General features: G+C 58.5%; 10 protein-coding genes. 6 read left to right on the forward strand and 4 right to left on the reverse strand.

Annotated elements, in window-relative coordinates:
• Window positions 1–150 precede the first annotated feature (150 nt).
• Complete coding sequence (locus E1297_RS08545; protein ID WP_244327695.1) at window positions 151–1,050, reverse strand: alpha/beta hydrolase; 900 nt, start codon at window positions 1,048–1,050, stop codon at window positions 151–153.
• Between the two features lie 511 nt (window positions 1,051–1,561).
• On the opposite strand from E1297_RS08545, the gene E1297_RS08550 reads away from it, so the two are divergent.
• Complete coding sequence (locus E1297_RS08550) at window positions 1,562–3,196, forward strand: di-heme oxidoredictase family protein (protein WP_196223251.1); 1,635 nt, start codon at window positions 1,562–1,564, stop codon at window positions 3,194–3,196.
• Here the strand turns inward: E1297_RS08550 and E1297_RS08555 are convergent.
• The gene (locus tag E1297_RS08555; RefSeq protein ID WP_209015710.1) at window positions 3,174–3,692 is read right to left on the reverse strand and encodes a DUF2585 domain-containing protein; all 519 of its coding nucleotides are present in this window, start codon (window positions 3,690–3,692) and stop codon (window positions 3,174–3,176) included. The two genes, E1297_RS08550 and E1297_RS08555, sit on opposite strands and share 23 nt — an antisense overlap.
• A 237-nt stretch (window positions 3,693–3,929) precedes the next feature.
• Here E1297_RS08555 and E1297_RS08560 point away from each other — a divergent pair, with 237 nt between their 5' ends.
• Entirely contained in the window at window positions 3,930–5,540 is a 1,611-nt protein-coding gene (locus tag E1297_RS08560; protein WP_155136598.1) for a peptide chain release factor 3, read from the forward strand.
• Window positions 5,541–5,559: 19 nt separating this feature from the next.
• On the opposite strand, the gene E1297_RS08565 is transcribed toward E1297_RS08560, so the two are convergent.
• Complete coding sequence (locus E1297_RS08565) at window positions 5,560–6,393, reverse strand: hypothetical protein (RefSeq protein WP_155136601.1); 834 nt, start codon at window positions 6,391–6,393, stop codon at window positions 5,560–5,562.
• Between the two features lie 407 nt (window positions 6,394–6,800).
• The gene (locus E1297_RS08570; RefSeq protein ID WP_155136604.1) at window positions 6,801–7,742 is read right to left on the reverse strand and encodes a hypothetical protein; all 942 of its coding nucleotides are present in this window, start codon (window positions 7,740–7,742) and stop codon (window positions 6,801–6,803) included.
• Between the two features lie 315 nt (window positions 7,743–8,057).
• On the opposite strand from E1297_RS08570, the gene E1297_RS08575 reads away from it, so the two are divergent.
• The 4 genes from E1297_RS08575 to E1297_RS08590 all read left to right on the forward strand — a co-directional run bounded on the left by E1297_RS08575 (window position 8,058) and on the right by E1297_RS08590 (window position 12,733).
• Window positions 8,058–8,522, forward strand: coding sequence for a GNAT family N-acetyltransferase (locus tag E1297_RS08575; protein WP_155136607.1), 465 nt, complete (start codon window positions 8,058–8,060; stop codon window positions 8,520–8,522).
• 370 nt (window positions 8,523–8,892) lie between these two features.
• Window positions 8,893–10,245: an aspartate aminotransferase family protein gene (locus E1297_RS08580; RefSeq protein ID WP_155136610.1), complete on the forward strand. Its 1,353-nt coding sequence runs from the start codon at window positions 8,893–8,895 to the stop codon at window positions 10,243–10,245.
• An 11-nt stretch (window positions 10,246–10,256) separates the two neighbouring features.
• Complete coding sequence (locus E1297_RS08585) at window positions 10,257–11,339, forward strand: anhydro-N-acetylmuramic acid kinase (RefSeq protein WP_368669493.1); 1,083 nt, start codon at window positions 10,257–10,259, stop codon at window positions 11,337–11,339.
• 23 nt (window positions 11,340–11,362) lie between these two features.
• The gene (locus E1297_RS08590; protein ID WP_368669494.1) at window positions 11,363–12,733 is read left to right on the forward strand and encodes an FAD-dependent oxidoreductase; all 1,371 of its coding nucleotides are present in this window, start codon (window positions 11,363–11,365) and stop codon (window positions 12,731–12,733) included.
• The last annotated feature ends 141 nt before the right edge of the window (window positions 12,734–12,874 follow it).

Consider the following 12,874-nt stretch of genomic DNA (forward strand, 5'->3'; position numbering starts at 1 on the left):
TTCCGCGCCCTTGACAATCAATCCCTTATGGCGTCATCGCCACTTCTGTGACGTAACACCATATTACGCGGGTTTCGATAGGCTTCAATATGCAGAGGTCTTGGGAATGCGACCATGAAACGTAGCGGCCGGAACCCCGGTCAAATCGCGTCAGCCTTGGGCAAACATCCAGTTGAGCACAAGCCGCCAGTCGGTCATCCGGATCGGTGTGCCGTGAACACCGGTGTCGAACAGGGTGAACTTGATCGGATAGCCGGGGGCTGATGCCCTGATCTGCTTGAAGAAATTCGCCTGGTCTTCCCAGTGATAGACCGTGTCGTCGCTGCCGTAGCCCATATAGATCGGGACCCGGCGCGACAGGGCGCCGGAACTCAGGAAGGCCGGATCGCGCGGGGAGCCCAGGAACAGGATACCGTCGAGGTGCCGCGCATAGCCGCCGTTTTTCAGAAGGTTCCAGCAAATAATGCCGCCCATCGATCCGCAGGCAACCACGACCTTTGCCCGCGGTGACAATTGCTTCTGATAGGCGATCAGCGCAGCGACATCTGCCGTGCCGCGTGCGCCGAAATCCGTGAACTCGGTGGAAATATAGGCGCCGCCATTGCGGACCATCAGGTTCTGGATCCGGTTGAAATTGCCGCCGAAGGAGACGTCATTGATGCCCTGAAAGCGGTTTCCGCCCTGTCCATGGATGTAGATCACGATGGCCTTGGCGCCGCCCTCGACCTTGCCGGTGCCGATATACTTTATGGTCCGGCCATTGGCGGTCAGTTGATAGTTGTCGCGGCTGCGTTTCGGCCGGTAGGAGACATAGTTGCCGAAGACCTCGCGCTGGTCGACCTTGTCCCGGTCGCGAAGGTCCCGTTGCTTTGAATATTCGACAACGATGAAATCGCCGCCGAAATGGCTGGCCGTGATGTTCCTGTATTTGAACAGCTTGTCCTTGTAGGGCGCGAGTGACTGGGCACCGGCAGGTGCGGCGCCGAACAGGCAGGCGGCAAGAAACAGCAAAAGCCAGGATGGCGAACCGGAATTGCTGGTGGCGGTCATTCGTTTGAATCCTCCCGGGCCGGGACAAGCCCTGAAACCGTTCATGTGCCCAAGACCCTAGCGAGCCCGTGTGACGCAGGCAAATCGAAGTCTCTGACGGATACCGGCCATGCACAGATCAGGCCTATCTCGCGGATCTCCATACCGGACAGCACCGGATCTGACAGGCTGCGTCACAATGCCGGGAGCCTGGCCATCCAATTGCCGTCATCATCAGGTCCCGGCAATGCGATGCGACCAAATGTGACGCGAAAAATGGCCGGATTTTGGCGCGGTTGTAGCCGCTCCCGGACCGCGTGTGCCGCCGGGAGGGATCTCGCTGTACGGTCGGAATACAAAAAGCCCATACGGCAAGTGGGCTTATCCGGGGTCCGGAATAGAGCTGGCCAGTGACATGCCTGGAAACAAACGGACATGCTGGCGGTTTCAGATTTAATGTAATTGCCTGATTTGCGACACATCTTGGCCCGCTCTCCGATCAAGCCTTTGTGAAGGAATGGGAGCAAGTAAAATGGGCGCGAAAACAATGCTTTCCCTGCTGGCAGCAGCGGGATTGTCGGGTATGACCTTCACAACAAGTGTTCAGGCCGAAGAGCCTGAACCGATGGATCAGGAAGAGCTGAACAGGGATGTCGAAAACGACCCTTACGAGGCCTTCATCAAGGCGTTTGAGGCCGGCGACGAGCTGACGGAAGCCGACTTTACCGCCGCACGCGGCGTGGGCGCGAAAGTCAGCCATGACGGACTGCGGTTCTCGCGCATGCCGCGCGCAGATCTCGACGGGTTCGGCGAATGGAGCACCCATTTGCCCGAGCGTGAAACCGGACCGGTTGCACAATCGTGTATCTCTTGCCATTCGGCACCTTATGCAAACGGGGCGGGGGCAAATCCGTTGAACGGTGTCGTTGATCCGCTGCATACGGGCGATCCGTCGAAATATCTGCATCGCAACACGCCGCATGTCTTCGCGCTTGCCGCCGTTCAGCGGATCGCGGAGGAAATGACGGCGGACTTGCTGGCGCAGGAACAAGCGCTGGCCAAGACAGCCTGTGCCACCGGTATGGAAGCCTCGCGCGCGCTGATGACCAAGGGCGTCGGTTTTGGCACCCTCTCTGCAAGGCCCGATGATGCGCGAGACGGTACAGGCTGTGTGGCGGAGTTCGACCGCTCGGGGATCGAGGGCGTCGACGAGGATCTGGTCGTCAAGATGTTCGGCTGGAAGGGGTCGCATGCGACGATCCGGGCCTTTACCCGCCATGCTGCCCACAATGAGCTGGGCATGCAGGCCGATGAACTGGTCGGCAGCCATGATGGTGACCATGACGGGGTGACCGGGGAGTTGACCGTCGGGGACCTGACGGCCTTGTCGATCTACATGGCCGGGCTTGAACGGCCGATTTCAAAGCTGGAACTGGACCAGCACGGCCTCATGGAGCTTGAGCCCGAAGAAAAGGCCCGGATCCAGCTCGGTGAACAGAAGTTTGCCGAAGCGCAATGCGCGACCTGCCATGTCCCGGCGCTCAAGGTCGATGTTCCCGTTTTCAGCGAACCCAGCCTGCAGCCGGGCTTTTTTGAGGAGATCTTCCCGTCGGGACACAGAGCGGCGGATGCCGGATTGCGGCAGGGCAGCGCGGTCTGGTTCGACATGACCAAGGACGTGCCGAACAACCATGTCGAACTGGCCGATGGCTCGACGCTCAATCTTGGCGCGTTTCCAAGGACAGAAGACGGCGGGGCGCTTGTTGCCTGGTATTCCGACTTCAAGCGTCACGATATGGGACCGGGTCTGGCGGACCCGGTGGATGTCCACGGGTTCGGGGCATCAGTCTGGCCGACGGCGTCTCTTGCGGGCGTCGGCTCCACGGGGCCTTGGCTGCATGACGGCAATGCCACCACGCTTGATGAGGCCATTCGTGCCCATGGCGGCGAGGCGGAAGCGAGCCGGGAGGCTTATAAAGCCATGGCCGAAACCGATCGGGAAGCCCTGATCGCCTTCCTCGAAAACCTGATCATCATCGATCTTGATCCGGAAGAGGAAGACGAGGAGGAGCATGCATCCGCTGCGCCGTCCGGGACGGCGCTCTCCCCGGTCGCAAAGGTGCTGGCCGGTCTGGTCAATGCGCCTATCCCGCCTGCCAGGCCTTGATGGCGTCAAGCGGATAAAGAAGCATCAGAACGTTTAACGTCAGATTGTCGCGGATGACCCAAAGGGCGAGCAGCTCGAACAGGATCGCTGCGGCAATCGTCAGCCAGACCGGCATACGGGCGGCAAACCAGAAGCCCGCCAGCATCCAGAGGATGTCTGCAACGGAATTCAGGACACTGTCGCCGGTGTAACCGGCGGCGATCGTCGCCTCCCGGTAGCGGTCGATCACCCAAGGGCTGTTTTCGGCAATTTCCCAAAGCGCCTCGATGGCGATGGCGGCAAGTGCGCGCTCTCCGATGCGGCGCCGGCGCATGAACAGCCACAACACCCAATAGAAAATGAACCCGTGGATGATGTGGGACAGGGTGTACCAGTCGGCGATATGCTGGGAGGATCCGGCGGTGTCGCTTGCCGGTGACCACAGCTTGATCGTGCCGCAGTCGCAAATCGGAATCCGGCCCATGGCCAGAAGCAGGGCTGCCGTTGCCGCGATCATGATGATCCCGGTCAGCCAGATGGTACGTATCGTCAAGAAGGCGCTCCCGAAAGAGGATCGGCGGAAGGTGAAATCCGGACTGGAAATTGAACACAATCCCTTCTATGACCTTGCGCCAACGAAACATCAATCCCGATGGGCCTCATGTGCCGGTCTGGCGCCCGGAAGATCGTCTGCGTTCTTTGCTGTGCCGCGCCACCGCCAGGGTCTGCCACAGGTCGGGTCAAGGAGAGTTCCATGTCTTCTGCCAATGGTGCCGCGAGCGGTGCACCCTATGCCACGCGCCGGACATTCGCGATCATTTCCCACCCGGATGCCGGCAAGACGACGCTGACGGAAAAACTGCTTCTGTCGGGCGGCGCGATCCGGGCGGCCGGTCAGGTGCGTGCACGTGGTGAGCGGCGCCGGGCCCGCTCCGACTGGATGAAGATCGAGCAGGAACGCGGCATCTCCGTGTCCTCGTCGGTGATGACGTTTGAGCGCAACGGCATCATCTACAATCTGCTCGATACGCCGGGCCACGAGGACTTTTCCGAAGACACCTACCGCACGCTGACAGCCGTGGATGCGGCGATCATGGTGATCGATGCGGCCAAGGGGATCGAGACCCAGACCCGCAAGCTGTTCGAGGTCTGCCGCCTGCGTGACATCCCGATTATCACCTTCGTCAACAAGATCGACCGCGAAGGCCGTCATGCGCTCGAAATCCTCGATGAGGTGCAGGAAGCCCTGGCCCTGGACGTTGCCCCGATGACCTGGCCGGTCGGCATGGGCTCCGACTTCTTCGGGGTCTATGACTGGAAGAACAAGCAGTTCCATACGACCGAGGGCGAACGCGGCAGTGCCTTTACGGTCACGAAGGAGGTGTCCGGTCTTGAGGATCCGGCGCTCGCCGATGTGGTCTTTGACCGGATCATGGAAGAACTCACCGAAAACGTCGAGCTTGGTGCCGAAGGCTATGCCGGCTTCGACAGGGAGAGCTTCCTCGAAGGCCATCTGACGCCGGTGTTTTTCGGGTCCGCGCTACGGGATTACGGCATCGAGGAAATACTCGATTTCATTGCCCGGTATGCGCCGCCGCCCCATGCCCAGCCTGCGACCGGGGGGCGGACGATTTCACCGGATGAAAACAAGGTCACCGGCTTCGTGTTCAAGGTGCAGGCCAACATGGATCCGAAACACCGTGACCGGATTGCTTTCGTCCGGCTGTGTTCGGGAACGTTCAAGCGCGGCATGAAACTGAAACACGTGCGCGCCAACAAGTCGATTGCCGTCTCCGCGCCGATCTTCTTTTTCGCGGAAGAACGCGAGATCGCCGAGACCGCCTATCCGGGCGATGTGATCGGCGTGCCGAACCATGGACAGCTGCGTGTTGGTGATACGCTCACCGAAGGCGAGAACATCCATGTGACCGGCCTGCCGGCATTTGCGCCGGAAATCCTGCGCCGCGTGCGCCTTTCGGACACCATGCGGGTCAAGCAGATGCGTCAGGGCCTGCAGGATCTTGCCGAAGAGGGATTGGTGCAGATTTTCAAGCCGGATATCGGCTCCAACTGGATTGTCGGTGTCGTCGGGGTCTTGCAGCTCGACGTGGTGGTCGACCGGCTGAAGGCCGAATACGGCACCGAAATCGGTTTCGAGGCGGTCAACCTGTCAACGGCGCGCTGGATCGAAACCGATCCGCAGACCTTGCAAAAGATGATCGAGAACCACCGCATGTCGATCGCCAATGACCGCGATGACCGGCCGGTGTTCCTGTTTAAGAATGCCTGGGAAGTGGGCTACATCACCGACAAGTATCCGGATGTGACCTTCCGCGAAACCCGCGAGATTGTCTACGAGGCGTAAAACATCCTGCCGGGCGGGTTCAGAATTCCAGATGAACCCGCTCGATCAGCAATACGCATCCCAGAATGATGACTACATAGCCGGCAAGAAGCAGGACCCGGAAACGGCGGACAATGGCTGATTCAGCGTCCTTCGGGTTCCGGCTGAGCGCGAAACCGAGCAGGATTGTTCCGATCGTCGAGACGGTGACCACAAAAAGCGTGAAGATCCAGAAGATGTCCGCGAAAGTCAGGTAGTCCACCTGTGGCAACTCGGTACCGATGGCGATGCGCAAGGTGATGGCGACGAGAAGCAATGTCACTTGCCCGGCAACACGCCATGTTACCTCCGTATCACGGCGGTTGTGAATAGACGTTGCAATCGAGATCGACAGGGCCGTTATCAGGACCAGTGGCAGGGCAAACTTGAAAAAGATATTGACGTAGTTGTGCTGCAGCGTCGTCTCGAGGGCCACAACATTTGTTCGTGGCTGCGTCAGTTTTTGGCTCAGGAAGTGCCAGTTTCCGGCGATATAGGTCTGAGGCCCTCCGGGGAGTGCGGCGATTTCCCGGATCACGACGCACTGCGTTGCATCCGGGTTCGTCTCCAGAAATTCGATGGCTTGCGTGAGATGAAGTTTTCCGAATGGAAACGAGTGAAAACTGTCATTGATCAGGAAGGAAACATCCATCCGGTCGCGCTGTAACAACAGACCATCCGGTATCAGGGAGTACCTGGCGTTTTCAAGTTGTGCGGGCCCACGGTTGGCGATGAATTGAAAGGGCAGGTTCAGAACACGCTCGACGTCCTCTTCATCCAGTTTCTTGTCTGCTTCGAGTAGCCTTCTTTCTGTTTCTGTTAAAGTAATCAACATGGAAATGTTCATTATTGAAGAGAAGCTCAGTCTGGGAAGTTCGATATCGTAAATTTCCTCAGAGGAGAGTGTAACAAAAATCTCTCTTTTTAGTTTGCAATCTGTTTGGGCTGTTGCCGGGAAGCTTGAAATTAATGGCGCGAGTACCATGAATAGGCCGAGTATCGTTTTCAGCATTGGCAATCGCAGCCTTGTCGTTGTTTGTCTGCCACGTCTCGTTGGTCGCCATTTGGCGAATTTGAAGTGTATGGGCAATCCCGATCCGCTTTGAAGCCTAGCCGATAGCAAATAAGGGGTCGAGGCGGTAAACCTGCCAATGACACGCATGGGAAAGTACGAGCCAACCCGCAGATTTTTAAAGTGATTGGAGCCTTGCATTGGCTGGCTCCGCCTTTGGGCGTACGCGGCTATGAAAAATGCAGATGCGCACTGTCCAGCAAGAGGAGGCACACAGCGATTGCTGCGGCATATCCCAGCATGAGCAGCACTCGAAACCGGTTTGCCACTCTCAATTCCGCCGCCGGATCATCATCTTCCAGGGCAAACCGGAGGGCGATGGTCGCCAACCCCGATATGGTCACGATCAGCAAGACAAAAATCCAGAAAATGTCCGCAAATGTCAGGTAGTGTACCTGAGGCAGCTCATTTCCGATTGCGATCCGCAGAGTAATCGCAACCAGCAAAAGGGCGACCTGTCCCGACACCCGCCACGCATCCGAAAGATCCTCCTTGTGCCGGATTGAAACCGCGATTGCTATCGACAATGCGGTGATTAGCAAGAGCGGGAAAGCAAACTTGAAGAAGATGTTGACGTAGTCGTGGCGCAGTGTCGTCGTCAGAGAAATCGTGTCGTCGGACGGCTGCTTGATTTCTTGCGAAACAATATGCCACGCGCCGGCAACGACCATCGGTTCCGGCAGGTCCCGGGTATCAGCGATCTTGAAGTCGAAACAATCACGCCGGCCCAGATGGGTGTCGAGAAACTCGACCGCTTGGACGAGCCGGAGGCGGCCAAATGGAAAGGAATGGAAGTCTTCATCAATGAACAGGGTGACTTCCAGCCGGTCCTCCCGCTCCAGAGTCCCGTCCTCATTCAAAATGTAATTGGCGCTTTCCAGTTCCGAAGGACCGCGGCTTGAAAGCAGGTGGTAGGGAATATCGATGAATGTTTCGACATCTGCCTTTCCGAGAACGTTGGCGTTAACGATTTCCTGCTGTTCTTGTTCAGTCAATGCAATACGCGTCGTAACATCAATAATGGACGCGTAAGTCAGGCGAGACAATTCGATATCAAAAATCTCTTCCGAAAACAGGGTGACGAAAACATCCCGCTTTTTTTCGCATGTCATCGAATAAGCAGTAGATGAAAAAATTAGAGTGGAAATAATTGTGAAAAATACCAGTGTAAAAGAGCGTAGTTGGTTCACAGTAACGCCTCAAAAAACCAAGATGTTTTTTATTAATATGATTTAATGATAAATTGTATTTTGATATAGGCAATATCTATTTTTTCCGGCAGTGTGATTTTCGAATTCTCCGATTCTTATGACTTGCTGTTCTCATGCTCGGGACGGCTGGTGCAGGCCTGCATGCTGTTTCGTCGCATTGACGGCCATTGCTTTCGGTGAACACTGCGCCGCCTTGCAATGGCTGAGTGAATTGTGATGATTGTTCCAAGGTCGGCCTCCCGTGCAGATTGCAGCCTGATATGCAGGCATCGTGAAGAAATGTTCCGGTCTGCGGGGGAGTCCGAAGTCGATCTGGCTGCGATGGCAGAGCCCTACCGGACATGGCAGGACGCCCAACTTGAATGTGGCACCTATTCCGGTTTTGTCGCCGAAGCCGATGGGCAACCTGTTGGCAGTGTCGGGCTGATGGAAATCGACTGGCCGCCACATCCGCTTCACCCGGAGATCTCCAAGCGCGGATACGTGCTCAACTTGTATGTCGAGCCCGAATGGCGCGGCAGGGGCATTGCGCGGCAATTGATGACCTGCGCGGAAGATGTATTTCGGGCCCGCGGACTGACCTATGCCGTGTTGAATGCGACTGGTCAGGGCAGGCCGCTCTATGAACAGGCCGGGTGGACAGGAACTGCGCAGATGGGCAAAGCGTTGACGCTTGAGTAATCGGCGCGGGGGGAGCGCCTTCCGGTTGGATGTGCTCTGAAAGAGCCAACAACGTCGCGAAAACATGCCTGTAACGCGCCAGTCAGACCCCGTTGGCGTGGCACCTTGTGAAGTTCCCTTCAGAAGTGGCGCGAAGCGGTCGCCGCTACAATATAACAAGACATCAAGGTGAATCCGGCCGGCTCCAGAAACAGGCGGAGTGGTTGCCCTGTCTTGCGCGTGACCTGCATCCTTTTCCCGGCGGAAAAACTGCTTCAATGTTTTGAGCTGCAGACTTCTCTTGAATTCCCCGCCGTAAAAACGCGAAAAAGTGCGTTCGACCCGGCTTAATCTGGTACAGCGCATTCGTTAGGATAAAGGACCCGCCAAGATGACCAGCTTGCCCAATTCGCTTGAGGCCCGGGACATTGCCTCGCAACTCCATTCCTATGCGGATGCCCGCCGTCAGGAGGAGACGGGCGCGCTTGTCGTTGAGAAGGGTGAAGGCATCTATGTCGAGGACAGTACCGGCAAACGCTATATCGAGGGCATGGCGGGGCTCTGGAGTGTTGCCGTCGGCTTTGGCGAAAAGCGGCTGGTGGAGGCGGCACAGCGGCAGATGGAAAAGCTGCCCTATTATCACACCTTCACCTACAAGACCCACGGGCCGTCGATCGAACTTGCCGAAAAGCTGCTGTCGATGGCGCCGGTGCCCATGTCCAAGGTCTATTTCACCAATTCCGGTTCCGAGGCGAATGATACGGCGATCAAGCTGATCTGGTACCGCTCCAATGCGCTGGGGCAGCCGGAGCGCAAGAAGATCATTTCCCGGGTGCGGGGCTATCACGGCGTGACCATTGCATCGGCCAGCCTGACCGGTCTTCCCAACAATCACCGTTCGTTCGACCTGCCGATCCCGCAGGTGCTGCACACGACCTGCCCGCACTACCGCACCATGGCCCGCGAGGGCGAGAGCGAGGCGGATTTCGCGCAGCGGTGCGCGCAGGATCTCGAAGAGCTGATCCTGGCCGAAGGTCCCGAGACGATTGCCGCCTTCTTTGCGGAACCCGTCATGGGCGCGGGCGGTGTTGTCGTCCCGCCTGACGGATATTGGCAAGCGGTCCAGCCGGTCTTGAAAAAATACGATATCCTGTTTGTTGCCGATGAAGTCATTTGCGGCTTTGGCCGGACCGGAAACATGTTCGGTTCCGAAACCTACGGCTTGCAGCCGGACATCATGACGCTGTCGAAGGCACTATCGTCGTCCTACATGCCGATTTCGGCCCTGTTGATCAATGACAAGGTCTATCAGCCAATCGCCGATGAATCCCATCGCATCGGCGTGTTCGGGCACGGCTATACCGGCAGCGGTCATCCGGTTGCCTCTGCGGTGGCGCTTGAGAACCTGAAAATCATCGAAGAGCGGGATCTGGTCGGCAATGTCCGCGATCTCGCGCCTGTCTTCCAGAAACGTCTGAGCGCCCTTGGGGAACGTGATCTGGTGGTTGAGACCCGTGGCATCGGACTGATTGGTGCAGCCGAACTGCATCACCCGGATTTTGCCGCAACGCCGGGCGCGCTCGGCGCTAAGGCCAATGCGGAGTTTCTGGAAAAAGGCCTGATCTCCCGCAACATGCTGGACGCCATGGCGTTTTGTCCGCCGCTGGTGATCACCGAGCAGCAAGTGCACGACATCTTCGATATTGCCGAACGCGCGATTGAAGCGGTGGAGATGCGCCTTTGACCCGGTGGTCGGTGATCGGAACCATGAGCGGAACCTCCGCCGACGGGATTGACCTTGCGGAAATCGTGACGGACGGTGAAACTGTTGAGCGGTTCGGGCCGGTCGAAACCGCGCCTTATGGTGTCGGGACCCGCGAGGCCGTTCTGGAGGCGGTGGCGCGTGGCCCGGAAAACCGCAGCGCGTGGTCCGCCATTGCCGAAGCGGTCACCCGGGATCACGCAACAGAAGTCACCCGCTTCATCACGGACAACACTCTGCAGCCGGATTTTGTCGTCTTTCACGGCCAGACCGTCTGGCATGACCCGGATCGGGGTGAAACCGTCCAGCTTGGCAGTTCGCAAACGCTTGCAAATCTTCTGTCCCTGCCGGTGATCGGCGATCTGCGGCTGGCGGATATGGAAGCAGGCGGGCAGGGCGCCCCGATCGTTCCGGCCTATCACCGGGCTCTTTTGCACAGCATCGGCTTGCCGGACGGCCACACCTCGGATGACCCGATGTGTTTCCTGAACATCGGCGGTGTGTCGAACCTGACGTTTCTCGCTGGCGATACCATCCTGTCCTTCGACATCGGGCCGGGCAATGCCTTGCTTGATGACTGGATCAGCGCCCGGACAAACGCCTCTTGCGATGAAAACGGCCGCTGGTCCGCATCCGGCACGGTTGATCCGGACATTGTGGATCAGGTGCTGCAAAACCCGTTTTTCCGGCTGCCCGGACCGAAATCTCTGGACCGGAACGCGTTTTCGCTCGACGCGGTCAACCGGCTCGGCACCGAAGACGGAGCGGCGACGCTGGCGGCGATCACGGTGGAAAGTATCGTGTCGTCGCTTGCGCTTTTGCCGGAAAAACCCGCGCTTTGGGTGGTTTGCGGCGGTGGCCGGAAAAACCCGACCCTGATGAACGGCCTGAAACAGCGCCTTGAAACACATGTCGTCAGTTCCGATGTCTGCGGCATCGACGGCGATGCGGTCGAGGCGCAGGCCATGGCGTTTCTGGGAGCGCGCACTTGCGCAAACCTCCCGACGACCTATCCCGAAACCACCGGTGCACGCCGCCCGGTTGCCGGTGGCAGGATCTTCCTGCCCGGCAGATAAACAAGAAAAACACTCAAACCATGGTGAATTCCTTGAAACAGATTACTGAGCCCGCACGTCAGATCGACGTGATCCATGAAACCGATGTGCTTGTCGTCGGTTCGGGTCCCGGCGGCCTTGCCGCAGCACTGGGCGCAGCGCGTGCCGGTGTCGACGTGACCCTGGTCGAACGGTTCGGCTGTCTGGGCGGCAACCTGACGGCGGTTGGCGTCGAGGGCTTTGCCTGGTACCGCCACGAAAAGACGATTGATACCGAAGGTGTCGGCCGCGAGTTCGAGGATCGTGCGCATGAAGCGGGCGCCGCGACGCCTGAGCCGCAATCCGACAGCTATGCGATTGATGCCGAAGGCTTCAAGCTTGTGGCCGACAATCTTGTCGAAGAGGCGGGGATCCGCCCGATGATGCACCGCGCCTTTGCCGCTCCGATCATGGAAGGCAACGAAATCCGCGGCATCATCACCGAGAGCAAGGCGGGCCGCGAGGCGATCCTGGCCAAACGCGTGATCGACGCGACCGGGGATGCTGATATCGCCTATCGCGCCGGTGCGCCGACCCACAAGACCCCGCTGGAAGAGATGCAGGCCGCATCCGTCATGTTCTCCATGAACGGTGTCGACAAGAAAAAGTTCATGGAGGCGGTCAAGGCCGACCCGCACACCTACAAGGACTGGGAAAGCGGCGAATGGACGGTGGAAACCACCGGCAAGGAGGACAAGATGTTCTCGCCATTCCTGAAAAAGCCGTTCAAGCAGGCGTTGGACTCGGGCCTGATTCCGGCCCACCTGCAAACCATTTCCGGGACTTGGGGCGCCGTCTATGACAGCGGTGACCTGACCTATCTCAATCTGGTCCACTTGCCGGAATGTGACGGCACCGACCCGGACTCCATGACAAGGAACGAGATCGAGGGCCGCCGTCAGGCGATGCTGGCGGTCGAGGCGCTAAAGCGCTACCAGCCCGGCTGCGACACTGCCAAGCTGCGCAACTTCGGCATGACCATCGGCATTCGCGACACCCGCAAGATCCTCGCTAACTATGACATGACCGGGGAAGACGTGCGCGAACAGGGCCGGTTCGACGACAGTGTCGGCATTTTCCCGGAGTTCATTGACGGCTACGGCATTCTGATCCTGCCGACCACGGGCCGCTATTTCCAGCTGCCCTACCGGACCATGTTGCCGAAGACGATCAAGAACCTGCTTGTCGCGGGCCGGGCGACCGGGGGCGACAAGGTCAGCCACGCGGCGACCCGCAACATGATGTGCTGCACGGTGACGGGCCAGGGCGCCGGCGTGGCAGCCGCCATCTCGGTCAAGCACAATATCGATCTCGACAAGATGGATATCGGTCTTCTGCAAGAGGAACTGAAGCGTCAGGGCGTGCGTCTGCACTAAAGCCATGCCGCAAGGTTGATCCGCACATTCGCGCCTGTCATCCCGGCACTCTGCCTGGCCGGGATGACAGCCGGGGGATAAAAAATGGCTCAACCTGCTCGAACTGCTGAACTCTTTCTCAGGGAAGGCCTTTCAAGGCAT

It is taken from the genome of Roseibium sp. RKSG952 (genome assembly GCF_009711355.1).